This window comes from Chitinophaga filiformis (genome assembly GCF_023100805.1).
GTDB classification, from domain to species: domain Bacteria; phylum Bacteroidota; class Bacteroidia; order Chitinophagales; family Chitinophagaceae; genus Chitinophaga; species Chitinophaga filiformis_B.
In genome coordinates this window covers 7,817,454-7,843,002 of the sequence record NZ_CP095855.1, presented here as the reverse complement: position 1 = coordinate 7,843,002, position 25,549 = coordinate 7,817,454, and the positions used below count along the sequence as shown (strand labels likewise).

Annotated in this window: 21 protein-coding genes; 5 read left to right on the top strand and 16 right to left on the bottom strand. The window is 46.0% G+C overall.

Going from position 1 to position 25,549, the window contains the following annotated elements:
* Positions 1-69: 69 nt before the first annotated feature.
* On the top strand, positions 70-2,025 hold the full coding sequence (locus MYF79_RS30640) for a KUP/HAK/KT family potassium transporter (protein WP_199653296.1): 1,956 nt from the start codon (positions 70-72) through the stop codon (positions 2,023-2,025).
* 38 nt (positions 2,026-2,063) lie between these two features.
* Here the strand turns inward: MYF79_RS30640 and MYF79_RS30635 are convergent, their stop codons facing one another.
* Both MYF79_RS30635 and MYF79_RS30630 read right to left on the bottom strand, forming a co-directional pair.
* A complete protein-coding gene (locus MYF79_RS30635) occupies positions 2,064-2,927 on the bottom strand; it encodes a pirin family protein (protein WP_247811636.1) in 864 nt (287 codons plus the stop codon).
* A 94-nt stretch (positions 2,928-3,021) separates the two neighbouring features.
* The gene (locus MYF79_RS30630) at positions 3,022-3,645 is read right to left on the bottom strand and encodes a carboxypeptidase-like regulatory domain-containing protein (protein ID WP_247811635.1); all 624 of its coding nucleotides are present in this window, start codon (positions 3,643-3,645) and stop codon (positions 3,022-3,024) included.
* A 247-nt stretch (positions 3,646-3,892) separates the two neighbouring features.
* Here MYF79_RS30630 and MYF79_RS30625 point away from each other — a divergent pair, with 247 nt between their 5' ends.
* Positions 3,893-4,273: a YidH family protein gene (locus MYF79_RS30625; RefSeq protein ID WP_247811634.1), complete on the top strand. Its 381-nt coding sequence runs from the start codon at positions 3,893-3,895 to the stop codon at positions 4,271-4,273.
* Between the two features lie 58 nt (positions 4,274-4,331).
* Here MYF79_RS30625 and MYF79_RS30620 read toward each other — a convergent pair whose 3' ends face one another.
* From MYF79_RS30620 to mraZ, 14 genes are all read right to left on the bottom strand, one after another.
* Positions 4,332-5,417 carry a type I restriction endonuclease gene (locus tag MYF79_RS30620; RefSeq protein WP_247811633.1) on the bottom strand — a complete coding sequence of 362 codons (1,086 nt, stop codon included), beginning with the start codon at positions 5,415-5,417 and terminating at the stop codon, positions 4,332-4,334.
* Positions 5,418-5,634: 217 nt separating this feature from the next.
* Positions 5,635-7,326: a cell division protein FtsZ gene (gene ftsZ / locus MYF79_RS30615; RefSeq protein WP_247811632.1), complete on the bottom strand. Its 1,692-nt coding sequence runs from the start codon at positions 7,324-7,326 to the stop codon at positions 5,635-5,637.
* Between the two features lie 142 nt (positions 7,327-7,468).
* Complete coding sequence (gene ftsA, locus MYF79_RS30610) at positions 7,469-8,869, bottom strand: cell division protein FtsA (protein ID WP_247811631.1); 1,401 nt, start codon at positions 8,867-8,869, stop codon at positions 7,469-7,471.
* Positions 8,866-9,951, bottom strand: coding sequence for a cell division protein FtsQ/DivIB (locus MYF79_RS30605; protein ID WP_247811630.1), 1,086 nt, complete (start codon positions 9,949-9,951; stop codon positions 8,866-8,868). Before MYF79_RS30605 ends, ftsA begins: the two co-directional genes overlap by 4 nt.
* A gap of 17 nt (positions 9,952-9,968) precedes the next feature.
* On the bottom strand, positions 9,969-11,360 hold the full coding sequence (gene murC / locus MYF79_RS30600; RefSeq protein ID WP_247811629.1) for a UDP-N-acetylmuramate--L-alanine ligase: 1,392 nt from the start codon (positions 11,358-11,360) through the stop codon (positions 9,969-9,971).
* 22 nt (positions 11,361-11,382) lie between these two features.
* Positions 11,383-12,477: an undecaprenyldiphospho-muramoylpentapeptide beta-N-acetylglucosaminyltransferase gene (gene murG / locus MYF79_RS30595; RefSeq protein WP_247811628.1), complete on the bottom strand. Its 1,095-nt coding sequence runs from the start codon at positions 12,475-12,477 to the stop codon at positions 11,383-11,385.
* A gap of 25 nt (positions 12,478-12,502) precedes the next feature.
* Positions 12,503-13,696, bottom strand: a complete 1,194-nt coding sequence (locus MYF79_RS30590; RefSeq protein WP_247811627.1) for an FtsW/RodA/SpoVE family cell cycle protein — start codon at positions 13,694-13,696, stop codon at positions 12,503-12,505.
* A 54-nt stretch (positions 13,697-13,750) separates the two neighbouring features.
* The gene (murD, locus tag MYF79_RS30585; RefSeq protein ID WP_247811626.1) at positions 13,751-15,091 is read right to left on the bottom strand and encodes a UDP-N-acetylmuramoyl-L-alanine--D-glutamate ligase; all 1,341 of its coding nucleotides are present in this window, start codon (positions 15,089-15,091) and stop codon (positions 13,751-13,753) included.
* A gap of 2 nt (positions 15,092-15,093) precedes the next feature.
* A complete protein-coding gene (gene mraY / locus MYF79_RS30580) occupies positions 15,094-16,344 on the bottom strand; it encodes a phospho-N-acetylmuramoyl-pentapeptide-transferase (protein ID WP_199653285.1) in 1,251 nt (416 codons plus the stop codon).
* 76 nt (positions 16,345-16,420) lie between these two features.
* A complete protein-coding gene (locus MYF79_RS30575; protein WP_247811625.1) occupies positions 16,421-17,887 on the bottom strand; it encodes a UDP-N-acetylmuramoyl-L-alanyl-D-glutamate--2,6-diaminopimelate ligase in 1,467 nt (488 codons plus the stop codon).
* Positions 17,888-17,891: 4 nt separating this feature from the next.
* Positions 17,892-19,997, bottom strand: coding sequence for a penicillin-binding protein (locus MYF79_RS30570; protein ID WP_247811624.1), 2,106 nt, complete (start codon positions 19,995-19,997; stop codon positions 17,892-17,894).
* A gap of 20 nt (positions 19,998-20,017) precedes the next feature.
* Complete coding sequence (locus tag MYF79_RS30565) at positions 20,018-20,392, bottom strand: FtsL-like putative cell division protein (RefSeq protein ID WP_247811623.1); 375 nt, start codon at positions 20,390-20,392, stop codon at positions 20,018-20,020.
* Positions 20,393-20,470: 78 nt separating this feature from the next.
* Positions 20,471-21,379 carry a 16S rRNA (cytosine(1402)-N(4))-methyltransferase RsmH gene (gene rsmH, locus MYF79_RS30560; protein WP_247811622.1) on the bottom strand — a complete coding sequence of 303 codons (909 nt, stop codon included), beginning with the start codon at positions 21,377-21,379 and terminating at the stop codon, positions 20,471-20,473.
* 6 nt (positions 21,380-21,385) lie between these two features.
* Positions 21,386-21,853: a division/cell wall cluster transcriptional repressor MraZ gene (gene mraZ, locus MYF79_RS30555; protein WP_089828277.1), complete on the bottom strand. Its 468-nt coding sequence runs from the start codon at positions 21,851-21,853 to the stop codon at positions 21,386-21,388.
* Between the two features lie 920 nt (positions 21,854-22,773).
* On the opposite strand from mraZ, the gene MYF79_RS30550 reads away from it, so the two are divergent.
* The 3 genes from MYF79_RS30550 (at position 22,774) to MYF79_RS30540 (ending at position 25,522) form a co-directional block, all read left to right on the top strand.
* On the top strand, positions 22,774-23,727 hold the full coding sequence (locus MYF79_RS30550) for an outer membrane protein assembly factor BamD (RefSeq protein WP_247811621.1): 954 nt from the start codon (positions 22,774-22,776) through the stop codon (positions 23,725-23,727).
* A 23-nt stretch (positions 23,728-23,750) separates the two neighbouring features.
* Positions 23,751-24,092 (top strand): DNA-directed RNA polymerase subunit omega, encoded by a 342-nt coding sequence (locus MYF79_RS30545; protein ID WP_199653280.1) that lies wholly within the window; start codon positions 23,751-23,753, stop codon positions 24,090-24,092.
* An 80-nt stretch (positions 24,093-24,172) separates the two neighbouring features.
* The gene (locus MYF79_RS30540) at positions 24,173-25,522 is read left to right on the top strand and encodes a bifunctional phosphopantothenoylcysteine decarboxylase/phosphopantothenate synthase (protein ID WP_247811620.1); all 1,350 of its coding nucleotides are present in this window, start codon (positions 24,173-24,175) and stop codon (positions 25,520-25,522) included.
* Positions 25,523-25,549 lie beyond the last annotated feature (27 nt).

The following is a 25,549-nucleotide window of genomic DNA, read 5'->3' as shown; positions in this document are numbered from 1 at the left end:
TTTTTTGATATTTGTACATCTGCGCAATTCCACCTAACTTTGGTGGCTTTTTTATTAAATACATATTTCGTGAGAAAAGACATTAACAGGGTAAGCCTGGCCGGTTTAGTAGTAGCTTTGGGTATTATCTACGGTGACATTGGAACCTCTCCGTTATACGTTTTCAAGGCAATTGTAGGCAATAACCCTGTAAGCGACCTCCTGGTTATCGGTGGTATATCCTGTATCATCTGGACCCTGACTTTACAAACGACTATCAAATATGTGATCCTGACACTTCGGGCCGATAACAAAGGTGAAGGCGGGATTTTTTCATTATATGCGCTGGTCAGACGGCATGCCAAATGGGCCGTTATCTTCGGGATGATAGGAGGGGCCGCCCTGCTGGCCGATGGGATCATTACCCCGCCCATTACAGTGACCTCCGCCATAGAAGGTCTGCGAACCCTGGAAGTATTTAAGGATCTTAGCCAGTTTACCATTGTAAAGATCGTACTGACTATTATCACCCTTATGTTCGTAGTACAGCAATTTGGTACCGTATCCATCGGTAAGTTGTTTGGCCCTATTATGGTGATCTGGTTTTCGATGCTGGGCATACTCGGGCTGTCACACATCGTCGATGACGTAGCTATTTTTAAGGCATTCAGCCCCCACTATGCCATAGAACTGTTAACTACCTACCCACGCGGGTTTATGATATTAGGAGCGGTGTTCCTGTGTACCACGGGTGCTGAAGCCCTGTATTCCGACCTGGGCCACTGCGGTAAGGGGAATATCCGGGTTTCCTGGACCTTTGTAAAGGCCTGCCTGATCCTGAACTACCTCGGACAGGGCGCCTGGTTACTGACCCAGAAAGGACAGATCATCCCTAAAGACCAGAACCCATTCTTTGCTATCATGCCGGAGTGGTTTGTCATTTTCGGGGTACTGATCGCCACCCTGGCGTCTATTATCGCCAGCCAGGCGCTGATATCAGGTTCTTTCACCCTCATTTCGGAGGCAATGCGACTGAACCTCTGGCCTAAACTGAAGATCAACTATCCTACCGAAGAGCGTGGACAGTTGTATATTCCCGGTATCAATACGATGCTGTTTGTAGGTTGTGTGGCTATTGTGCTGATCTTTAAGGAGTCGACCGCCATGGAAGCGGCCTATGGACTGTCTATTACCATCTGTATGCTGATGACTTCCTGCCTGTTCGCCTTCTATTTATATACGCGAAGGGTCCGGCTCAGCCTGATCCTGATCTACCTGGTCATTTATTTTACCCTGGAATTCTCCTTCCTTTTTGCCAACCTCGTGAAATTCATGCATGGTGGTTATGTGACCGTGATTGTGGCGGGAATACTCTTCCTGATCATGATGGTATGGTTTAAATCCAGGAAGATCAAAAACCGCTATGTGGAGTTTGTAAGGCTGGAAGACCATCTTCCGGTGATCCAGGAGTTAAGTAATGACAGCACCATCCCCAAATATGCCACTCACCTGGTGTACATGAGTAGTGCTGACAATCCGAAGGAGATTGAACATAAGATCATCTATTCTATCCTGAACAAAAAGCCCAAAAGGGCGGACATCTACTGGTTTGTGCATGTAGATGTTGTGGATGAACCTTACCTGAGTGAATATTCCGTACAAACGATCATTCCGAATGAGGTGATCAGGGTCGAATTCAGACTGGGCTTTAAAGTGGAACAGCGTATCAATCTCATGTTCCGTATGGTGGTGGAAGATATGGTGCGTAACAAGGAAGTGAACATTACCAGCCGTTACGAATCCCTGAGCAAGAACAATGTAGTAGGGGACTTCCAGTTCATTGTGATGGAGAAATTCCTTTCACACGATAATGATCTGCCGCTCTACGAGCGCCTGGTGATGCGTATGTATTTCTTCCTCAAAAAGATCAGCTTATCGGAAGAGCGTGGTTTCGGACTGGATTCAAGTTATGTAACGATCGAAAAATATCCTTTGGTCGTGTCTCCTGTCACGAACCTCCAACTGCGAAGGATTATACATTCTTAATAAAAAAGGCCAGCGTGATGAAGCTGGCCTTTTTACTTTTAGTCTATATAGAACCCAAATTTACCCATTCGCTCGTCTCTCATCGCCTCCATAATCTCGGTCTGTGTGTTCATTACATAAGGACCATGCCAGGCCACCGGCTCGTTTAAAGGTTCTCCGTCACAATAGAGGATAATTGCATCACTGCCCGCTGCGATATCGATCGTGTCCCCATCGTTATTAAAGAGTACCAGCGACCTGTCGCCGGCTGTTTTTCCATTTACCGTCACATCGCCCCGCAATACATAGAATAAGACATTCCTGCCGTCTTTAACAGTGATTTCAGCCTTACTGTCCGGCTGCATGGTGATCAGGCAGGCATTGACGCCGGTAAGGGAATTGATAGCGCCTTTATGACCATTCCAGCTACCTCCTGCGATGGCCACCTGCACCTTACCATCGTCAGCAGTTACGACAGGAATATCGTTCTTCTGTAAGCCGGTATATCTGGCGGGATTCATCTTCAGTTTCGCCGGCAGATTGATCCAGAGCTGCAGAAGCTCCAGGTCGCCACCTTCTTCCTTAAAAGACTTCTCCACATACTCATTATGTATCAGTCCTCGTGCAGCCGACATCCACTGTACACCGCCTGCATCAATTTTGCTATGATAACCGTGGGAATCTTTATGTACTACGTGTCCGCTGATGATCCAGGTCACTGTTTCAAAGCCTCTGTGAGGATGAGGGCCAAAGGGCATACCACTGTTAAAAGGAGGTAAGGTCATTGGTCCATGGTGATGTAATAACAGAAATGGATCCGTTGCCTTGCCATCCTGATAAGGCAAGGGACTATAAAAGTAATAATCGCTCTGAGAGCCACTGATCGGATGGTTGTTTACAACCTTGTTTACTGTCTTTTGCATACGCAAATTTACGAAGGAAGGGCAGGGTAGGGAATGGATAGAAGTGAGGAAAGGGTGGATGATTTTAGGGGCACATGAATTACAAAGTTATATACTATAGATACGTGGTTCCAAAATCAACTACGACGTTATTAGTTTTTTCTGGTTCAACGATCAACAAGCTGTAGTAATATTTGCTAAGTAACGGTAACGGAGTTGTATTTATTGGCGCCTTTGAGTATATGGTATGCAGGGCATTTGAGCTAAAGGATTGAAGTGTGTCTTCAAGTTTTTTTCGTTTCCTATATATTTCCAAATAATTTATTGTTGGATCTTGTTCCTGTGCATACGAGTTTATGACTGCGGTTTTTAATTTTTCAAAGTTCTCAGTAAAACCCAATTTTCCTATGTCTTGTCTAGTTATATAGTTGACTTCATTAATATGATCTAATATCTGCGATAGCTGGTCATCCGCAGACCCGGTCGTATTTTGGGATCTTACTACTAAAATGTACTTTCCCACAGGTACTTTATCAAAGATAAAATTGCCCTGAACATCGCATTTGGCGTCTAGTTTTACGCTATCGGACATGGAGTATAAAGTTACTGATGCCCCTGCATCTGGTTTATTTCCGACATAATTATTATACTTCCAGAAGATGTTTCCGCGAACGTTACCAGTTTGAGGTTTACAGGCGAAGAACAGCACGACAATGACAAAAAGTGATACGTATTTCATGATATGTTTGTGAGTTAGTTTAAAGTTTTCAAAAGCTTCTGCTATCTCATTACCTTTTATATGGTGTACATTTTGAGTGTTAACGTAGAATGCTGAGGTATCTGTCGAGAAGACAATTTGAGGTTAATGATAATCAAACATCTAAACCTACGGAAAAAAAGAAAATACTTCTAAATGACTACTACTCAAATTATCTGAATGGCATTTGCGTCAATTTTAATGTATCTTTTATAATAAATAGCTCATTATGCCGGAAGAGAGTAAAAGGGGAAATCCAAGCGACCACCTTGCCAACGAACGTACTTTACTTGCCTGGACAAGAACAAGTATCGGCATTATGGCTTTTGGCTTTGTTGTGGTCAAATTTTCGCTTTTTGTGAAGCAGATATCATTAGTGCTGGGAAAGGAGTATATAGTTCATTCAAGAGGTATTTCTGCGCTTGTAGGAATATTACTGGTGGCGGTTGGAGCAGCCACTACGGTGTTCTCCTACATCCGTTATAAACGTACAGAAAAGCAACTGAAGGAAGGGACTTATAACCATTCGTCTTTGCTCATTACATTATTGACAGCGTTTATATTTCTGGCGAGTGTATTGCTGATTGTTTATCTGATAGAGAGCGCCTGAGTATTGCCAATATTATGAAAATGAGATTGGGCCGCTATGGCCCAATCTCATAATTTATTTACGCTGAAGTGCTCTTTTCAATGTTTTGTAATGGCTCATATTTTAATGCAGTCTTCAGCAATTGGTCGCCGTAATTATATATATCATCAAGACCTGCTATCTCGATTTTTTCTTCATTCTCTTTGTCAAACAAGGAGATGAATTTCTTTTTACCGTTGAGGTGAATTCTGCATAAAGGCTTCCTGTTATTATCATCCAGCAGTATGCCTAAATAGGATTGTGTATCCCTGAAGACAATGCGGCCTGCATTGATCTTCTGTCTCAATAGTGAACGTACAATATGGAAAGCTTCCAACTCTTCCTGCGTCGTAATAATCTTTGCTTCTTCTACAATGTTTTCCTCTAATGCCTCTTCCTTTACTTCCTGTTGCTGTTGACTATTCAATGCTGATTTAAGGCGTTCGTTAATCGTATCGTTGATGAACTGATTATAAGAACGCTTAAGGAATCCTTTAAACTGCTCAAGCACTTTTGCTGTAACCATAGATGGATAAACAATCTTGGCAAAGTACCTTGTGAACTCGTCGGATGGATCGTTTAGCTCTTTGGTAATAATGTTTTTAATCTCGTTGGTATATTTCAGTTCACTTGCAGTTGTAATGATCTTTTCGAGGTCAAAATAGCTTTTATGAAACTCTTTTAATTTTTCCGCCTGATTATCTTTCAGATCGTCAATCCGAAATTCAAAGAAGGGTTTCTCGTCCATTTTATTAGGCTCTACGAGGTCAGTATAGAACCTGAAATGTACACCATTTGTAAGAATGCTGAACCTTGCAGAGGTACAGTGGAAATACCGGAATAACTGGCTGTTATGTGGATTAAGGTCTGCCGACCAGTGTTTACATTCTATGAGAATTGTGGGTTTGCCTTCATTCATGATGGCATAATCTACTTTCTCACCTTTCTTAATTCCAATGTCTGCGATAAATTCCGGAGTTACTTCAAGTGGATTAAACACATCATATCCCAGGCATTGAATAAACGGCATTATGAATGCGTTTTTGGTTGCTTCTTCTGTAAGGATCTGATCTTTTAGCTTGGCCACTCTATCGCCGAGCTGTTTGAGTTGATCTTTGAAATCCATAGGGGGAATTTTTAAAGTTTAATGTTGAGGTTGTATTATCTTCCTAACGACAATAAGTGTTATTTCATTTACGGGGCTTGAGCGTCCTGACGCTCACAATATCCGAATATCCTTTCTGAGAATTGTTAATATCTCGTTAACAAACAAAAAAAGTCCCCCGGGGAACCGGAGGACTTTTCTTTAACACAACTAAAAAACAATCAAACGTCCGAATAGATCAATCGGGTTTTTTCCCATCTAAAAAGGTATTAATCGTATTAATTTCCGCCTGGTTATTCTGCCCGTCGGAAATAGTATAGTTGGAATAGAAGTTCTCTGCTGATCCGGCGCCGTTATCGAGATTGATATTGCGACGGATGTAGGCAGGAACATTTTCTATTTCTGTGTTATTGTCTATGCCTTTTACATTGAAGCTGATGCTGCGCAGTTTCGCTACGCGTTCAGCCTGTTTGCGTTTTTGTTCTTCCAGTTGTTCTTCAAAAGCCTGCAGCTGGATGTCTGAAGGTGCATCCGGCGACTGATCTTCTTCTCTGAACACCATTTTCATCTCCGGAACATCCTGGGAAGCAGGATTGTTATTGCCCGGCTCAATGTAGATGTATGCAGGGCCTGCAGGGTAGCCACCGGCTGCAGGAGTAGGCTGTATAACATTTACACCGGCACCGTATCCTGCCACTGGCTGCGGAACGGTTGCTGAAGGCTCAATATTGAGCGTAAAGCTTTGCCTTTCCGGCTGCTGCGGAGCAGGAGGAGTGAAAGTAGTTGCAGGCTGGGTAACCACAGGTTCTACCAGGCGGGGCGCCATCAGGTCCGCCGGTTCAACGAATAATGTCTGTTGCTGATTATTCATTTTCTTTTCATCACCATCTTGGCCCAGCTGCATTACAATCTTAGGCTGTTCCTGGGAAGGATCCTGTGGAGTCGTTTTTACCTGTTGGATCGGTTTCTGTTCAAAACCAGTAGCAATGATGGTTACGCCCAGTTTGCGATCAAGAGCGGAATCATAACCTACGCCGAGGATCACATCGCAATCCTCACCGGCCTGGCTTTGTACGTATGCCTGTATAGTATCCATTTCATCCAGGGTGTGTTCGAATTCACCTTCTGAAGAGGAAATGTTTATCAGTATCCATTTAGCACCACGGATATCGTTGTCGTTCAGCAGCGGAGATGTCAGTGCATCTTCGATCGCTTTCTGCGCACGGTTTTCACCTTCTGCAGTAGCTGCACCAAGAATAGCCACACCGCCATTGCGCATTACGGTACAAACATCCGCAAAGTCCACGTTGATCTGACCAGTTGAATTGATCACATCGGTGATGCATTTTGCTGCGGTTGCGAGTACGTTATCTGCTTTTTCGAAGGCAGCTTTGAATTTCAGATCGCCGTATTTCTGGCGAAGTTTGTCATTGGAGATGATCAGCAGTGTATCAACATAATCTTTCAATCTGCTGACACCTTCATCTGCCTGGGCCATCCTTTTTTTCCCTTCATAAGAGAAAGGAGTTGTAACAATCCCCACCGTAAGAATACCCAGCTCCTTACATATACGTGCGATGATAGGTGCGCCACCCGTACCGGTACCACCGCCCATACCCGCAGTAATGAAGGCCATCTTGGTATTCACCTCTAAGATCTTTTTGATTTCTTCAAAGGATTCTTCCGTCGCCTGTTCACCGATGCGAGGATTGGCACCCGCACCCAGTCCCTGCGTTAAGTGTGGTCCTAACTGTATCTTGTTAGGCACAGGGCTGTTTGCAATAGCCTGTGCATCGGTATTGCAGATGATAAAATTCACACCCTCAATGCGTTGGTTGAACATATGGTTCACCGCATTGCTCCCACCACCACCAATGCCTATCACCTTGATGATGGAAGATTTTTCTTTGGGAAGATCAAAATGTATCATGACTCTATCTCTTTTATGGGTTAGTTAGTATAATTAATAATGCCCACAATTCTTTCTACGTTATTAATTATCCCTTATTAATTACTTGATTTTTAAATCGTTTGTGGCTGCAACAATTGCGCCATATACCGACAATACCCTGTTAAAGTTTCGCATCTTCTTCTTCCGTGAACATGTCTATGATCTTTGTCTTCATCCTGTCCAGGAATGTTTTCAGCGAAGCATTCCGTTCTTTTACTTTCCTTTCCTGTATCTGCTCAACTGTCGGCTCGTCATCTTCCCAGGAATCATCGTCCAGTGCGGCTTTAGCTGCCTGTTCTTTCGCCAGGTAGCTGGTATTGATCTTTACATAATTCTCTTCCAGTGCCCTGCGGTCATTCTCATAGTCATTGTAACCTTTGAGGATGAGACCTACGCAGGTAGCGTACATCGGCTTGGTCAGTTCATCAATATGACCGCTGGCCAGGTGCTCGTTCGGATAACCGATACGCGCGCTTACACCGGTTGTATATTCAGTTAACTGTATGAGATGTTTCAGCTGAGAACCACCACCGGTCAGGATAATACCGCCATTCAGCATCTTATTGTCCATACCGATCTGTTTCAGATGATACACCACGAAGTCCATGATCTCACTCATACGTGCCTGTATGATGTGGGCCAGGTTCTTTACAGAGATCTCTTTCGGGCTTTGGCCACGCAGACCAGGAATAGTGATGTACGCGTTATTCTTAGCTTCATCAGCCAGCGCATAACCGAACTGCACTTTCATCTGTTCCGCCTGTGTTTTCAGTACACCCAGACCGTTCTTGATATCGTTGGTGATGTTTTCACCACCGTAAGGTATCACGGCTGTGTGCTTCAGAATACCTTCATAAAACACGGCGAGGTCTGTTGTACCGCCACCGATGTCTACGATAGCAACACCTGCTTCGAAGTCCATATCGCACATTACCGCTGCTGCAGACGCCAGTGGCTGCAGTACGAGGTCATGTATCTTCAGACCGGATTTCTCCACGCTACGGTTGATGTTACGGATAGCGTTCTTATCGCCGGTAATGATGTGGAAGTTGGCGCCCACCTTCACACCGGACATACCAATAGGGTAGGTGATGTTCTGCAGGCTGTCCACGATATATTGCTGTGGTATCACGTCAATGATCTGATCACTGGCGGGGATCACAGTTTTATATTGGTCATTGATCAACTGATCGATATCTTTCTGTGAAATTTCGGCGTCGGTATCGCTACGAACAATGTCACCGCGTGTCTGCAGACTTTTGATGTGGTGTCCTGCAATACCAACATATACTTCATTGATCTCGAGATTCGGATTAGAAGCGTAGCAGTTTTCCAGGGCCTGGCGGATAGCCTTGATAGTCTGATCAATATTCAGCACCATTCCGTGCTGAACACCGAAAGACGGGGCTTTACCAAAACCCAGGATTTCCAGTTTCCCGTATTCATTCTTTCTTCCTGCGATGGCAGCAATCTTTGTAGTTCCAATATCGAGACCTACAATGATGGGAGCTTCCTGATTCATGGCGTTCTATTATTTTTTGTTGTGTTGACAGATTTTTTAACCGGCTTATACACTGCTTTCGGCGCTTTTTTATCGGCTGCCGCAACCTTCTGTACCTTCGGCTTTGAAGATGCCGGTTTGGATGTTGTCACCTTTGCTTTTGTTTGCTTGGGTGCCGCCACTTTGGCCTGCGTCTTCATCATTGATGTTGTTTCTGCTTGCGTTACTTCATCGTGGTGTATCAGGAACCTGGCGGCAGAATCACTTCCGGCAGTGCGTGCACTATCTGCAGACGCCAGTTTTCTGGATAATTCCTCACCATTCCTTCTTGTACATACTACCTCATTTTCATAAGCAACGTTAATCCTCGCGTAATTGTTCCAGCCCACTTTATTCAGTCCCTCTTTATAAAACGCCAGCAGTTTGCTGAACTTCTTCTCTACATCTGTTCCATCTCCGAAGGCAATAACATGATCGCCCAGTTTCGGGATGATCTCAAACTCATGCGTCGGTGTGATCACTACCTGTTCTACCTGTGCAGACCAGAAGGGATCTTCCATGATGTAACTACCCAGCGTCATGATACCTGCCGACAGTGAGCTATCTGCCGCTTTGGGTTTTACAGCTTCTGCCGGGTAGTCTGTGAACACCGGTACACGGGCGGTGTAACGGGCAGATACCGGTATCTTGTCTCCTTCCGTATCAAAGTAAAAGCTGTTGCCTGCTGCTGTGAATACACGTGCTACGGGTTCCCGCTGTGTTACTTTTATGTTCAGTTTGCGCTGGTTATCGATGAATATCTCTGCGTTTTTTACCCAGGGATCGTGCGATACGATCTTTTCCAGGTTAGCAGTATTGATATTCTTGATCGGTTTACCGACAGGATTTAAGTCCATGTCTTTTGTGATCAGCGCTTTAATATCTCTTTCTTCTATGAAGAAGTTGGCCTCATCTCCCAGCAGTTTCACAACGATCCCTGTGCATTTCCCATCATTCTTGTCATTGACTGCTGCTACCAGGATGACAACAAAGCCCGCCAGCACGCCTAGCCACATTAAAGTGGTGCCGATTCGTCTTAATACCTTACGGGTTTTGGTTTGCATTGGGTGTTATACTTTTTTTATGCGTCCTTCTTTACTTCTTCATTGTCTATGATGCCTTTTCCATTCAGTATTTCCTGTACAGGCTCCCGGAACTGGTCTATATCTCCTGCACCTGCCGTGATGAATAGTGGAGCGCTGTTCGCTTTTACCCAGGCCAGTACATCTTCTTTTTGTATCACCTGAACAGGCTTGCTGATCTTCTTTGCTATCATCTCACTATGCACCCCCTCAATCGGTAATTCCCTGGCCGGATAGATGGGAAGCAGTAATACTTCGTCTGCCAGCGAGAGGCTTTCTGCAAAGCCATCTGCAAAATCGCGCGTGCGTGTGTACAAGTGTGGCTGAAACAGTACGATGCATTTCCTGTCGGGGAACAATGCACGGGCACTGGAGATCAGTGCACGCAATTCCTCCGGATGGTGTGCATAGTCGTCAATATACACCTGGTAATCGTTCTTCACGAGGTATTCAAACCTGCGTTTGATACCTTTAAAGTCAGCAATAGCTGCCTTTATCTTTTCATCTTCGATGCCCAACAGGTGCGCTACGGCGATGGCAGCTACGGTGTTTTCTATATTGTGGGTACCGCCGACCGGAAGATAGATGTTCGCTAATTTCCAGTCTTTCTGTACCACATCGAACATGTAACCGCCTTCTGTTGGTTGTATATTGGTAGCATGTATATCCGCCTTATTGTCATCCAGGTGATACCATATATGGTGATCGCCCTTCAGCTCATCTGCGCGATGTAAACCACGCTTAGCCACCAGTGTGCCATTGGCTTTGATGTTGCGGGTGTACTGTATAAATGCTTCCTGTACTTCTTCTTCGGTGCCGTAAATATCCAGGTGATCTGCATCGATAGCTGTCAATACAGCCACATCAGGATGCAGTTTCAGGAATGAACGGTCATATTCATCAGCTTCTATTACAGCCACCTGTTTGTTGCTGCTCCAGAAGTTACGGTCATAGTTGGCGCTGATACCTCCGAGGAAAGCGTTACAGCCATAACCGGTATGCCTGAGTATGTGTGCGATCAGGGTAGAGGTAGTGGTTTTCCCATGTGTACCACCTACGGTGATGGCATACAGGTTCCTGGTGATCTCCTGCAATACATCGCTGCGTTTCACCACTTCATATCCCTGCTGGCGGAACCAGATCAGTTCTGAGTGGGAGCCGGGAATAGCGGGAGTATACACTACCAGTTCTGCTTCTTGATCCAGCAGTTGTACATCATCGGTATAATGGATCTGCATGCCTTCTTCGGCCAGCTGGCGGGTAAGCGCCGTCTCGGTACGGTCATAGCCGCTCACATGCACACCCTTCTCATTGAAGAAGCGTGCAATGGCGCTCATGCCAATGCCACCGATGCCGATGAAGTATACACGTTTTATGTTGTTCAGATCCATTTTTTCAATTGTGTATTACTGATTACCCTATTAATCCCATTACTTCTTTTGCTATGACCATATCGGCATTGGTATTACCCAGTTTTCCGATATTTTCTGACAGTTGTTCCAGCAGTGCTTTGTTTTGTACCAGGCTGAATAATGTCGTTCCAAGCTGTGCTGCGGCATCATCATTTTTGATCAGGATGGCAGCCTTTTTATTCACCAGGCTTTGCGCGTTGAAGGTTTGATGATCTTCTGCTGCAAAGGGATATGGTACAAAGATGACTGGCTTCTTCACTACGCACAATTCAGCAATGGCCAGTGCGCCTGCGCGGGATATCACTACGTCTGCCGCTTTGTAGGCAAAGTCCATCAGGTTGATGAATTCAAACACCTTCACATGAGATGCATATGCAGCTGCTGCAGTCTTAGCTGTTTCAAAATATGGCTTACCTGTTTGCCAGATCAGCTGGATATCTTTCTCTACAAAGCCGGACAGCAGCGGATGCAGTGCTTCATTGATGGCTTTAGCCCCCAGGCTGCCGCCAACAGCGAAGACGGTTGTTTTACCGTTCTTCAGGCCGAAGTGCTGCAATGCATCTTCTTTTGTCACGGACGACTGTGTGATATTATTTCTTACAGGATTGCCAGTGAAAATGATCTTATCAGCCGGGAAGAACTTTTCCATGCCCTCATAGCCGGTACAGATCTTCTTAGCCTTTCTTCCCAACATCATGTTGGCTTTTCCTGCGAAGGAGTTTTGTTCCTGTATCAGCGTCGGAATGCCTTTACTCTGGGCTTTCCGCAGGATAGGGAAACTGGCATAACCGCCAACGCCCACCACGGCTTGTGGCTGGAAGCGTTCAATAATGCGGCGTGCCTGTCCCAGGCTTTTGATCACTTTAAAAGGCAGTAACAGGTTTTTCAACATGTTACTACGGTTCAATCCCGCTATTTCGAGTCCTTCGATCTTGTAGCCAGCCTGAGGCACTTTCTCCATTTCCATCTTTCCCTTGGCGCCTACGAAAAGGATCTCCGTTTCCGGGTCTATTTTCTTCAACGCATTGGCAATAGCGATAGCCGGGAAGATATGTCCTCCTGTTCCGCCACCTGCTATGATTATTCTGCGTTGCATTTTGTATCTTTTTTAAGTTGGTTGTTTAAGCTGCCGGCTGCATGCCGTTTTCTTCCATCACTTTAGCGATCCGCTCCTGTTCAATTCTTTTTCCTTCCAGTTCTTCTACGTTGCGCGATACGCTGAGTATAATTCCTATGGCAAGGCTGGTAAAGATCACGGAAGAACCTCCCATACTTACCAGTGGTAGTGTAACCCCTGTTACAGGGAACAGTCCCACATTGACCGCCATATTTGTAAGTGCCTGTATTACAAGCGTGACACTGAGCCCTACTGCGAGAAATGCGCCAAATGCATAAGGACATTTCCTGTATATGCGGATGCTCCGTAAGAGTAGCAACATATAGGCCATCAATATCAAAAAGGCGCCAAAGATACCATACTCCTCGATAATTGTTGCATATATATAGTCACTATATGCGTGAGGAAGAAAATTTCTTTGTGTGCTGTTGCCTGGACCTTTACCCAGTATGCCTCCGCCGGCGATGGCAATATTTGCCTGTTGCACCTGGTAAGGCAGATCGGAGTTGTCTTCTCCCGAGAAATGTTCCAGCCTGTTTATCCAGGTTTGTGTACGCATTTCAAGTCCTGTGAGCTTCGCAATGGCAAACATCAGCAGCACCAGTACCACTACAGCCAGGACCATGGAAGCCAGGAACCTGACAGGTACCCGGCCTATAAAGCACAGTATCATGCAGCTGGCGCCCAGCAGCAATGCTGTAGACATGTTTGCCGGCATGATCAGCATACAGATGATACTTACCGGTATAATGATGGGCAAAAAGCCTTTCCTGAAATCAGTGATCACATGCTGCCGTTTGGACAACTGTCTGCTTACATACATGAATATGGCCAGTTTGGCCACATCCGATGTCTGGAATGTCAGGTTGATAACTGGCAGCCTTATCCAACGGCTGGCGTCGTTGATGTTGTGTCCGAATGCCAGTGTGTAGATCAGTAATGGTATAGAGACAAGAAACCCTATCTGCGCTGCACGTGAGTAAATAGTATAATTCACTCTATGTGCGAAGTAGATGATCAGCAGTCCCATGCCCAGTACACTCAGCTGTTTGAAAAGATAGTACTCCGTATGACCTCCCTGTTCGCGATACGCCAGCGATCCCGTGGCGCTGTAAACAGCGAGCAGGCTTACCAGTGACAGGAAGATCACGATCGTCCATATCACTTTGTCTCCTTTTGTCCTATGAAGTACGTCCATTTCACTCTTTTGGCGCTTGTTGTCTGAGTGTATTACTTTCAGACAACAAGCCGGTTACAGTTCTTTGACTGCCTCCTTGAACTGCTTGCCTCTGTCTTCGTAATTTTTGAAGAGGTCAAAGCTGGCGCAAGCAGGGGAGAGCAATACTACATCTCCTTTCGCGGCATGCTGGAATGCTGCCTGAACAGCATCCTTCATATTGCGTGTATCTACCATTATTGGTGTATCGCTAGATAACGCTTCCTGGATAGGCGCATTGTCTACACCGAGGCAGATAATTGCTTTTACTTTTTCTTTTACCAGGTCACGGATCGCGCTGTAGTCGTTTCCTTTGTCCACACCGCCCATGATCAGCACTACAGGGTGTTCCATGCTTTCCAATGCAAACCACAGCGAGTTTACGTTGGTTGCTTTACTATCATTAATGAAATCCACTCCGCGCACAGTAGCTACATACTCCATGCGGTGCTCCAGGCTCTTGAAAGAAGTAAGACTCTCGCGGATCTTCTCCTTCCTGATGTCCATGGTGCGTCCTGCAATACCCGCTGCCATTGAATTATACAAGTTATGTTTGCCTTTCAGCGCAAGATCATACATTGATACGATCATTGGCTCATCATTCACCTGGATGTTCACCTGTTCGTTTGCCATAAATCCTCCTTGCTTTAATGGTTCCATGATAGTAAAGGGTATTGTTGTTGAATAAATAGTTTGCTTCCTTAAATAATCGCTGATCTCGGGATCATCCATGCAATAGACGAAATAATCTTCCGGACCCTGGTTCATCGCTATGCGGAATTTTGACGCCACATAGTTCTCCATTTTGTAGTCATAACGATCCAGATGGTCTGGTGTTATGTTCAGCAGAACGGCTACGTTGGGCTTGAATTCCTTAATATCGTCCAGCTGAAAACTGCTCACCTCCACGATATAGTAATCCGCCGGCGCTGTGGCTACCTGCCTTGCATAGCTAAGGCCGATATTCCCTACCATGGCTGCTTTCAGTCCTGCTCTTTCAAAGATGTCGAAGGTCAGTGCAGTGGTAGTGCTTTTACCGTTACTACCGGTGATGGCAATGACCTTGCTGTCCTTGCTGAACCGGTAAGCGAATTCTATTTCAGAGATCACAGGCACCTGTTTCTCCCGCACTTTTTTCATCAACTCGCTTTTCTCCGGTATACCAGGGCTTTTGATGATCTCATCAGCGTTCAGGATCACATCCCAGGAGTGCCTGCCTTCTTCAAATGGAACATGGTTGACCGCCAGTTCCTGTTTGTAGATATCCTTTATAGCACCGCCATCAGACACAAATACATCATACCCCCGCTGCTTCCCCAGGAGGGCAGCACCGATGCCGCTTTCGCCGGCTCCGAGTATGACGAGCTTCTTTTGCATGTTTATCTCATTTTCAACGTTGCTATAGACACTGCTGCACAGATGATGGTAATGATCCAGAATCTTGTTGCAATTTTACTTTCATGATATCCCAGCTTCTGATAGTGGTGGTGAAGGGGAGACATCCTGAAAATGCGTCTTCCTTCTCCGTATTTCTTCTTGGTGTATTTGAAGTAGGATACCTGCAGCACAACGCTGAGATTCTCTACCAGGAACACACCACAGAAAATGGGTATCAATAATTCCTTTCTTACGATGATCGCGATGGAAGCGATGATGCCACCCAGTGCAAGGCTACCGGTATCGCCCATGAATACCTGCGCCGGATAAGCATTGTACCAGAGGAAGCCCACACATGCACCCACGAAGGCGGCAATGAAGATGGACAATTCACCCAGGTTAGGGATGTACATAATGTTCAGATACTCCGCAAACTGAATGTTACCCGATACATAGGCAAAGATGCCCAGGCACACGCCAATCACTGCCGAGACTCCCGTGGCCAGCCCATCGAGGCCGTCCGTGAGGTTCGCGCCGTTCGAGACGGCTGTGATGATGACAATGACGATCAGGATATACAGGATGAATGTATATTTCTCCGCACCTTCTCCCATCCAGGAGATCAGTTTGGCGTAGTTGAACTCATGATTTTTTACAAAAGGAATGGTGGTGATCGGCGTCTTTACATCGGCAAAACGGTGACCATCTTTTGTAACCCTTTCTTTGTGGTGCACATCTCTTTCATAGGAAGCAAGTTTTTTACCGCTGATGATCTCGCGGGATATCACTACGTTCTCATTGAAATATAATGTGCTGCCTATGATGATACCCAGACCTATCTGTCCGAGTACTTTAAACTTACCAGCCAGTCCTTCTTTATTTTTCTTGAACACCTTGATGTAGTCATCCAGGAATCCGATCAGTCCCAGCCATACTGTACACAAAAGCATCAGCCATACGTATACGGTCTTGATCTGAGCAAAGAGGAGGGTAGGAATAAGAATGGAAGACAGAATGATGAGACCACCCATGGTAGGGGTACCTTTCTTGGAGTTCTCTCCGGCCAGTCCCAGGTCGCGGATAGTTTCCCCGATCTGTTTGCGCTGCAGGTAACGAACGATGCGCTTACCTAATAACAAAGAAATCGCTAACGACAGCAGCAATGCCATTGTAACACGGAAGGTGATGAATTGAAACATCCCGCTACCGCTGAAGTTTAATGATTTGAGATAGTTAAATAAGTAATATAGCATATAGTTAGTTAGTCTCTGTCTTTGCCTGTATTCGTTACTTACAGGTTTAGTTTCGTTAGTTGTCTCAGCATTGTTGTTATTTCCCCATCAGTTCCAGCATTTCGCGCAATACCTGCTTGTCGTCGAAAGGATGTTTTACTCCCTGGATCTCCTGGTATTTTTCGTGGCCTTTGCCGGCTACCAGGATAATGTCTTCCGGGTTAGCCAGGCTTACAGCTGTTTTAATGGCTTCTTTTCTGTCGGTGATAGACAGTGATTTTTTCTTCTGGTGCACTGGTATACCTGCTTCCATCTGTTGAATGATGGCTACCGGGTCTTCCGAGCGTGGATTGTCGGAAGTCAGGATCACCTTATCACTGTGTTCAGTCGCTACTGCTGCCATAACGGGGCGTTTGGCCGTATCACGGTCGCCGCCGCAGCCTACTACTGTAATCACCTGTTCGTTGCCTTTGCGCAGGTTTTTGATAGTGGCCAGTACGTTCAGCAGTGCGTCTGGTGTATGTGCATAGTCGACAATACCGATGATCTTTTCCTGTGCGGACATGATATAGTCGAATCTGCCCTCAGCGCCTGTCAGGTCGCTCAGTGCCTGTAGTACTTCGTCCTTATTTTGTCCCAGTAGTACGGCTGCGCCGTATACTGCCAGCAGGTTGTATGCATTGAATTCACCTATCAGGCGGAAATGCACCTCTTTTTCATTCACCGTCATGATCAGCCCTGTCAGGTTGTTTTCCAGGATCTTACCCTTGAAATCAGCCACTGTGCGCAGGCTGTATGACTGTTTCTTTGCACGGGTGTTCTGCAGCATTACATTACCCCGTTTATCATCCAGGTTGGTGAGTGCAAAGGCAGTGGGCGGCAGTCCGTCAAAGAAGGCTTTTTTCACCCTGATATATTCGTCGAAGGTCTTGTGGTAATCCAGGTGATCGTGTGTGATGTTGCTGAATATGCCACCGGCGAATTTCAGTCCTGCAATACGTTGCTGGTGTACTGCATGCGAGCTCACTTCCATGAACACATATTCGCAGCCTTCGTCTGCCATTTCTGCCAGCAGGGCATTCAGGTGAATAGCGTCGGGCGTGGTATGTGTAGCCGGAACGATCTTATCGCCGATCTGGTTCTGCACGGTGGACAGTAGTCCGCAATGAAAACGCAGTTTACTGAACAGGCGGAAGAGGAGGGTAGCGATGGTGGTTTTACCATTGGTACCTGTCACGCCTACCAGTTTCAGTTTATGCGAAGGATTATCGTAAAAGTTACCTGCAATGATACCAGCTGCTGTAGCGCTGCTGTTCACCAGTACGTATGTAACTCCGGCCGCCAGGTTTTGCGGCAGTTCCTCACAGATGATAGTTGCGGCGCCTTGTGCAAGAGCTTTATCTATGAACAGGTGGCCATCTGCATGTACGCCTTTTATTGCAATAAAGGCATCTCCCTGGCCAATGGCCCGGGAGTCAATGCTCAGTGAGTTAACAGCAGTATCAGTACTACCGTGTACCTCACGGATGCTCACATTGTATAGTATGTCGCGCAACGTCTTCATTCTCTTAGCTCAGTTCTATTACGATTGTCTGATTTCTTTCTAACCTGGAGCCGCCGGGTATTGACTGGCTTGTCACCTTACCGGCTCCTTTTATCACCACACGCAACCCTGCATTCTCTAACAGGTACAGTGCATCTTTTAAGCCCATCCCCGTTACATTGGGCACTCCACCTTTCACTTGCTGTACCGGCGCGAAGACGATCTTTTTATCATCCACTTTAGCGCTTACCCAGCTGCTGTTATTCACATTCCCCTGCATCGGCAGGTTCAGTTTGTTCAGTATTGTTTTCCATTCGCGCCCCTGTCCGTTCTTAAACGCCAGCAGTGTATCTATTGCCAGACTGGCGCGCATTGGTTTTTGTTTCTCCAGGGCGATCGCGTACAGCTTGTCTGCCACTTCGCGGAACACCGGTCCTGCTACTGCACCTCCGTAGAACTTCGCCGCATTGGCTTTGTTCTTGATCACCACTACGCAGGTGAACTGCGGATCGTTGGCCGGGAAGTACCCTGCAAATGAAGACTGGTAGATCTTATCTTCATACCCCCGTTTGCCATTGGCTACAAGGGCGGTACCGGTTTTGCCGGCAAACTTGTAGTACGGTGACCACAAGGCTTTAGCCGTACCATTGGTCACTACACCTTCCAGCATCTGCTTTACCTGTCTGAGGGTGTTCTGTGAGCAGATACTGTCCAGAATAATTTCCGGATCAAAGTATTCCACCGGTTGACCATATTCCATGATAGCGTTTACCAGGTAAGGCTTCATCATGGTGCCGTTATTAGCCACTGCATTGTATAACATACAGGTCTGTAACGGGCTTATCAACACTTCGTATCCAAAGGCCATCCATGGCAGGGTGGTGGAACTCCATGTTCTTGACTTGGTATTCTTGATCACCGGCTTGCCTTCTCCTACGAGGTCGACACCGGTGGGTTTATCCAGTTTCAGCTTTCGCAGGTGCGCTACAAAGTCGTTCGGTCTTTTTGCGTAACACTGCATCGCCAGTTTTGCCATTCCCACGTTAGAGCTCAGTTCGAAAGCATGTTTGATGCTAACGTTCGTTTGTCCGGGGTGAGGTTCGGAATCAAACACCGTTCTCTTACCAATCTGCCAGCGGCCTTCGTTCAGGTTCACCTGGTTGTTCATGGTAACGTACTGGTCATCCAGGGCGGCGATCACGGTAGCCAGTTTAAAGGTGGAACCAGGTTCGCCCACCTGTAAGGCATAGTTCATGTCCTCCCAGTAGCTGCCATCCGGCTGGCGGCCTAAGTTGGCAATGGCTTTTATCTTACCGGTTTTCACTTCCATCAGGATGCAGGTGCCGTGTTCAGCTTCATTGCTCACCATCATGTTCATGAGCGCTGTTTCTACGATGTCCTGCATATTGACGTCTATGGTGGTGACGATATCCCGTCCGTTCTCAGGTTCGATATCGTATCCTTCCACGGGAACAAATGTTCCACCGGCGATACGGCGCATCAGTCTTTTACCGGTAACGCCTTTTAAATATTTATCGTAGGTCCTTTCGAGACCTACGTTCTGTGCATTTTCCCTGGACAATCCTATTGTACGGTTAGCCAATAGTTTGAAGGGGTTGATGCGTTTATTTTTCGTTTCTGCGATCAGGCCGCCCTTGTTCCTTCCCAGTCTGAACATAGGGAAGTCGCGGACTGCCTGGTACTGGACAAACTGTACATCTCTTTTCAGGAGGAAGTACCTGTCTTTATTTTTGTAGGCATCCAGCAGGATGCGTTTGTATTCAGCTGCCGTATGATCGCCGAACAGGGCAGAAAGGCGAATAGACAATGAGTCAACATTGTCTTTGAATAGCTTTCCTTTGTTTTCCCGCAGGCCATCAGCAGCAAAATCCACCCTCAGGTTGAAGTAAGGGATGGATGTGGAAAGCATTCTGCCTTCTTCTGAATAAATGGTGCCACGGTCGGCATCGAGAGAAACGTAGCGGGTATGCAGGCTGTCTGCCATACTACGCCAGTAGTTGCCCTCTATATTCTGGACCATGAACACTTTTACGAGGATTGCCACACCAAACAGTCCCATGCCTATAAAGCACAGATACACACGCCACAATATGTCTTTCTTTACTTCCACTGTTTGTTATGTATAAAAGGTTATTCCTTTTTCTCCAGTTCAATTTTCTGTGGCGGAGAGTTAAGCGGTTTTAGTCCCAGGGGCTCAACTGCTTTGCCTACTTCGCTCATTTTACTGCGGAACATCAGTTCACTTTTGACATTGAGGTATTCCCATTTGAGTTCCTTTATTTCCTTGCCAAGTTTATTGATGCGCCGGATCTTTTTTTCTGCCAGGTGACTGTTGGCAATATATATCAGTGCGAGTACGGACAGGAACCCGATGAACGGCATATTCTGGGTGATGGCCCTGTAGTTGATACGAAGGCGCCATTCCTTCTTATGTTCATGCTGTTCCGGTTGTTCTTCCGGGGTCTCGTCTAAGGCTGATATGTATGCTTCTTCGTCCTGCAACACTTTTTATTATTTATGCTACTAAGCCAATGTAGCCTGTCGTTAAACAGGTACATTGGCATAGCGGATTCATAATCAATCTTATAATTTTTCGGCAACCCGGAGTTTTGCACTTCGGGACCTCGTATTGCGCTTCAGCTCTTCGGGGCTGGCAGTTACTGGCTTTTTAGTCACTAATCTGAAGAGTTTCGGAGGCGTTTCAAAAGAGAACGTGTCATCCTGTGCTTCAAATTGTCCCATTTTCATAAAGTTTTTCACCAGTCTGTCTTCCAGCGAGTGGAAAGTGATAATGGCGAGTTTCCCGCCTGGTTTCAGCACTTCCGCCGACTGGATCAAAATATCTTTCAGGGCGCCAAGTTCATCGTTGACTGCAATTCGCAGTGCCTGGAACACCTGTGCCAGGTATTTCTGCGGATTACCTTTTACTATCGGCTGAATTACAGATTTGAATTCGCTAATGGTACGCATTGGTCTTGCCTTGCGTTCCTGCACGATGGTCTTTGCAAGGGTGCGGGCGTTTGTTACTTCGCCATACTCCTGAAAGATCAGTTGCAGTTGTTTTTCGGTAGATGATTGCAGAACATCTGCGGCGGTCTGCGTAGTGCGCTTATCCATCCGCATATCCAGGTCGCCGTCGAAGCGGGTACTGAATCCTCTTTCTGCGGTATCGAACTGCCAGGAAGAAACGCCCAGGTCAGCCAGAATACCATCCACCGGGACTGACTTGTATAACTTCAGGAACCGCTGCATATGCCGGAAGTTCTGTTGAACAAAAGTGACCCTGGGGTCATCTATCCGGTTGTTATAAGCATCTTCGTCCTGGTCAAATACGATCAGTCTGCCGTTTTCATTTAGTTGTTCCAGGATTGCCCTGGAATGGCCCCCTCCTCCAAAAGTGGCATCTACATATACACCGTCGGGGCGTATCTGCAGGTTTGTGATCACTTCCTGCAGTAACACGGGCAGATGATATGCTGAACCTTCTTCCATACTCGGTTAAATCGAAATATTATTATCTCCGCCTCCCATTACTTGTTGGGCCAGGTCACTAAATGATCCTGGTGAGAAATTTTCAAAGAACTCCTGGTATTTACCTTTATCCCAGATCTCTATCTTATTGGTTGCCGCCGCCAGCACAATGTCTTTTTCAAGCGAAGCGTACGACATCAGGTTTTTTGGTACTAATAATCTCCCTGCACTATCCAGTTCACATATTGTAGCTCCATTCAGAAAATAGCGGCGGAATTCCCTAACTTTCGGATCGAAGTCGTTTAGCTTGCTGATACGCTCGAAAATTGGCTGCCATTCATTCATGGGATACAAAGACAAGCATTTTTCAAACCCGCGGTTAAGTACAAACTGCTCCCCTGCGCTCTCTGCCAGCTGCTTTTTAAAGCCAGCGGGGAGTAGAAAGCGCCCTTTTGCATCCAGCGTAGCCTCATATTCACCGAGAAAGCCTGTCATACTTGGGGGCGAAAGTCCTTGAAAAACACTTTTCTAACACAAAATAACACTTTTTCCCACTCTCTAACGAAAAAATGAAATATAAATTTTTTCCACAGCAGTTTCGTTGCCTATAATATTGAATTGTGTGAGTTTTATTGTGTAATGTATGTGGATTGATGTGGATAGCGTGTTAATATTGTGTTTATAAGTGTGTATTATTTGTTTATAACGTGGATGTGGCTTTTATGGTTTTTTGCTAAAGGATTCATTTTCAGTGTTATTTTGTTCATCAGAAGTTCGCGCTATACCCTTGTTAAGAGGTCGGTTTCAATAGGATAGCGCTTGGGGGACCTTTGGCCGATAATAGTTTGTTTGTTAATAAGTGCTTCATTTTCATGGTAAAGTGATGCTTGGCATTCCCCTGTCGTCTGCTTATGGATGATTCTCTCCTTTATTATGCTAAGTAACTCATTTTCAATGTGAACCTTCTTTCGTGCACAAGGCCTATGAGACTTTCTGCTTTATCACGCTCAGTAGTTCAGTTTCAGTATGGGATGGCGGTCGGCGCCCCTCTGGCAGTACAAAACTGTCCCATATTTCCTCCCGCGGGCGTTTAAAGCAGGAGTGGACTTAAAACACAATGGACTTGCAATATTTTCAGATAACCCACCACATTTGAGGTTATCGTGGTAAAAAGTGGAGAAAATAGATTGTCGTGGTAAAAAGTGGGGGAATATGATTCGGGTGGTAAAAAGTGGGGTATTTCCGAAAAATCCTGTTGTGAGATGGGAAGCGGCGGGTTTACCGGTTCGGTAAGTCCGGAAGCGATTATTCAGGACAGACAGGACGGGTTGCGGCCCCGGCTTTTGCAAAATTTTAACAGCTTCGATCCCCGCCCTATCTTACATTTACATTTAATTCTTAACTTTGCCCTCTTTATGCGGAAAATAGTTTTATACATCAGTCTTTTTGTGGCAGCAACAGCTTCAGTATCATGTAATACGGAGCTGCGCAGAATTGAAAAAAGCAAGGACTACGAAGCCAAGCTGGCATATGCTGATAAGCTCTATGCCAAAAAGAAGTATACTTCTGCCCAGGCCTTGTACGAGTCTTTGTTCCAGGTCTATAAGGGAACTGATAAGTATGAACCTATCTATTATAATTACTGCTATTGCTCTTATAAAATGAGGGATTATGTACAGGCCGGGTTCTATTTCAAGAACTACCTGGATAACTTCCCGAACAGTCCGAGAGCTACTGAAATGGACTATATGCAGGCTTACTGCTATTATAAGCAGTCTCCCAAAGTGCAGCTGGACCAGACCAATACACAGAAGGCGATTGCAGCCATGCAAACCTTCATCAACAACTATCCCACTTCCGATAAAGTGCCTGAGGCTAACCTCGTGATCGAACTGTGCCGCAGGAAGCTGGAAAAGAAAGAATATAATAACTCGGAGTTATACTATAACTTAGGATATTACAAGGCAGCCGCCATCTCTTTCAAAAGCCTGATGCGCAACTACCCGGACTCTGATAAGAGCGATGAGTATAAGTATATGGCTATCAGGGCTTATTACCAGTATGCAAAGAACAGCATATGGGAAAAGCAAAGGGAACGCTACGACGAGGTACTGTCTGAATACCTGGATTTTGCCGATCACTATCCGAACAGCAAATTGAAGGGAGATGCTGAGAAATATTATACCTTAGCACAAGGCAACATCAAAACGCTTGAAAGCTATAATAATAATACGAAGCCCGAGCGCCTGAAGAAAGAAGCAAAAAAAGCCGAAAAAGCTGCAGATAAAGCTGAAAAGGCTGACAAAACGGAAAAATCAGATAAATCAAAGAAATCTGAGAAAGCCGATACCGAAACTAAAAACAATTAATAAACACAATAATTCCCTGGAGAATGAGCAAAATAAAAAGAGGTCTCACCAGTAGCATCAATCCGATGGTAGAAACTAAAAATACTACCGAGATCAAGAGCAAAACTGGTAACCTGTATGAATCTATTGCAGTGATCGCGAAACGCGCCAACCAGATCAACATATCTGTGAAGGAAGAACTGCACTCCAAGCTGGAAGAATTTGCCAGCCACACAGACAACCTGGAGGAAGTGCATGAGAATAAAGAGCAGATCGAGATCTCCCGTTTCTATGAGAGGATGGCTAATCCGGCTATCCAGGCTACACAGGAATTCCTGGAAGATAAGATCTACTTCCGCAGGAACGACGACGACTTGTATAGTTAAGTAGTTTGACTGAAAAATATCTAACTTCATGGCGGCAGGAACATATTTCTGCCGCCTTTTTGTTTAATAGCCAATAGGTCATGCTTCAAGGAAAAAAAATATTACTGGGTGTATCCGGCAGCATTGCTGCCTATAAGGCCGCTACCCTCGTCAGGTTGCTGGTAAAAGAAGGCGCAGATGTAAAAGTGGTGATGACCCCTTCTGCCTGCGATTTTATTACGCCGCTGACCCTCGCTACCTTATCTAAACATGAAGTGCCGGTGACCATCAGCGATAACCAGAGCTGGAATAACCATGTGATGCTGGGCCGCTGGGCAGATGTTATGCTGATAGCCCCGGCTTCCGCCAATACCCTGTCTAAAATGGCCAACGGAGCCTGTGACAATCTGCTGATGGCTACCTACCTGTCTGCCACCTGCCCCGTCCTCTTTGCACCGGCTATGGATGAAGATATGTGGCATCATCCTGCTACGCGGAACAATATCAGTAAACTGCTCTCTTTCGGTCACCAGCAAATACCGGTAGAAAAAGGCGAACTGGCCAGTGGCCTGTTTGGCGAAGGCCGTATGGCTGAACCTGAAAATATTGTAAAATATCTCGATGCGCATTTCAGCGCCGGGCATACACAGCATAAACCAGAAGTAACACCGGGCGGTGCCGGTCTGACAGGGCAACCTGAGCCCGCAGCACAACCCGGCGCCGGGCAATCTGCACAGCACATTGATCAGCAGGCCTTTGTCTTTGCCGGTCTGCCACTGAAAGGAAAAAAAGCGCTGGTAACTGCTGGTCCTACGCAAGAACCCTTAGACCCTGTACGTTATATCAGTAACCATTCCAGCGGAAAGATGGGAATTGCTATTGCAGATGCACTGGCCGCTGCCGGAGCGGAGGTTACCCTTGTGCTGGGGCCCACAGGCCTCTCGGCTGTCAACCCGGCCATCAATACCATCCGGGTAGTGACTGCGGAAGATATGTTCAACAGCAGCGCTGCGCATTTCACCCAGGCCGACGTGATTGTGATGGCCGCAGCCGTGGCAGATTACCGTCCGAAACACGTGGCAGATATCAAAATGAAGAAAGGAGAAGGAGATGCCCTGACGCTGGAACTGGAAAAAACGAAAGATATCCTGCGCACGCTTGGCGCCACCCGTACCGATAAACAGGTGCTGGTTGGGTTCTCACTGGAGACGAACAACGAAAGGGAGTATGCATTGAAGAAACTCCGTGAGAAACACCTGGACCTTGTTGTAATGAATTCCCTGAATGATAAAGGCGCCGGCTTTAATCATGATACCAATAAGGTAACTTTATTCGACAAGAAAGGCGATGCAAGGGACCTGCCCCTGAAATCCAAACTGGAGGTGGCGCAGGATATAGTAGCTGCTATCGTGGACATTGTTCACCTTAACAGCGCTCCCCTGGTAGTCTAAACACATGCTCTATATAACCAGAATGAT

Excerpts from the sequence above, each read along its gene's own strand:
- MYF79_RS30620 (WP_247811633.1), bottom strand. The coding sequence starts at position 5,417 with ATGGATTTCAAAGATCAACTCAAACAGCTCGGCGATAGAGTGGCCAAG.
- mraZ (WP_089828277.1), bottom strand. The coding sequence starts at position 21,853 with ATGACAGGCTTTCTCGGTGAATATGAGGCTACGCTGGATGCAAAAGGG.
- mraY (WP_199653285.1), bottom strand. The coding sequence starts at position 16,344 with ATGCTATATTACTTATTTAACTATCTCAAATCATTAAACTTCAGCGGT.
- MYF79_RS30575 (WP_247811625.1), bottom strand. The coding sequence starts at position 17,887 with ATGAAGACGTTGCGCGACATACTATACAATGTGAGCATCCGTGAGGTA.
- MYF79_RS30545 (WP_199653280.1), top strand. The coding sequence starts at position 23,751 with ATGAGCAAAATAAAAAGAGGTCTCACCAGTAGCATCAATCCGATGGTA.
- MYF79_RS30590 (WP_247811627.1), bottom strand. The coding sequence starts at position 13,696 with ATGGACGTACTTCATAGGACAAAAGGAGACAAAGTGATATGGACGATC.
- MYF79_RS30630 (WP_247811635.1), bottom strand. The coding sequence starts at position 3,645 with ATGAAATACGTATCACTTTTTGTCATTGTCGTGCTGTTCTTCGCCTGT.
- murD (WP_247811626.1), bottom strand. The coding sequence starts at position 15,091 with ATGCAAAAGAAGCTCGTCATACTCGGAGCCGGCGAAAGCGGCATCGGT.
- MYF79_RS30605 (WP_247811630.1), bottom strand. The coding sequence starts at position 9,951 with ATGCAAACCAAAACCCGTAAGGTATTAAGACGAATCGGCACCACTTTA.
- ftsA (WP_247811631.1), bottom strand. The coding sequence starts at position 8,869 with ATGAATCAGGAAGCTCCCATCATTGTAGGTCTCGATATTGGAACTACA.
- MYF79_RS30550 (WP_247811621.1), top strand. The coding sequence starts at position 22,774 with ATGCGGAAAATAGTTTTATACATCAGTCTTTTTGTGGCAGCAACAGCT.
- MYF79_RS30625 (WP_247811634.1), top strand. The coding sequence starts at position 3,893 with ATGCCGGAAGAGAGTAAAAGGGGAAATCCAAGCGACCACCTTGCCAAC.
- murC (WP_247811629.1), bottom strand. The coding sequence starts at position 11,360 with ATGGATCTGAACAACATAAAACGTGTATACTTCATCGGCATCGGTGGC.
- ftsZ (WP_247811632.1), bottom strand. The coding sequence starts at position 7,326 with ATGATACATTTTGATCTTCCCAAAGAAAAATCTTCCATCATCAAGGTG.
- MYF79_RS30635 (WP_247811636.1), bottom strand. The coding sequence starts at position 2,927 with ATGCAAAAGACAGTAAACAAGGTTGTAAACAACCATCCGATCAGTGGC.
- MYF79_RS30540 (WP_247811620.1), top strand. The coding sequence starts at position 24,173 with ATGCTTCAAGGAAAAAAAATATTACTGGGTGTATCCGGCAGCATTGCT.
- rsmH (WP_247811622.1), bottom strand. The coding sequence starts at position 21,379 with ATGGAAGAAGGTTCAGCATATCATCTGCCCGTGTTACTGCAGGAAGTG.
- murG (WP_247811628.1), bottom strand. The coding sequence starts at position 12,477 with ATGCAACGCAGAATAATCATAGCAGGTGGCGGAACAGGAGGACATATC.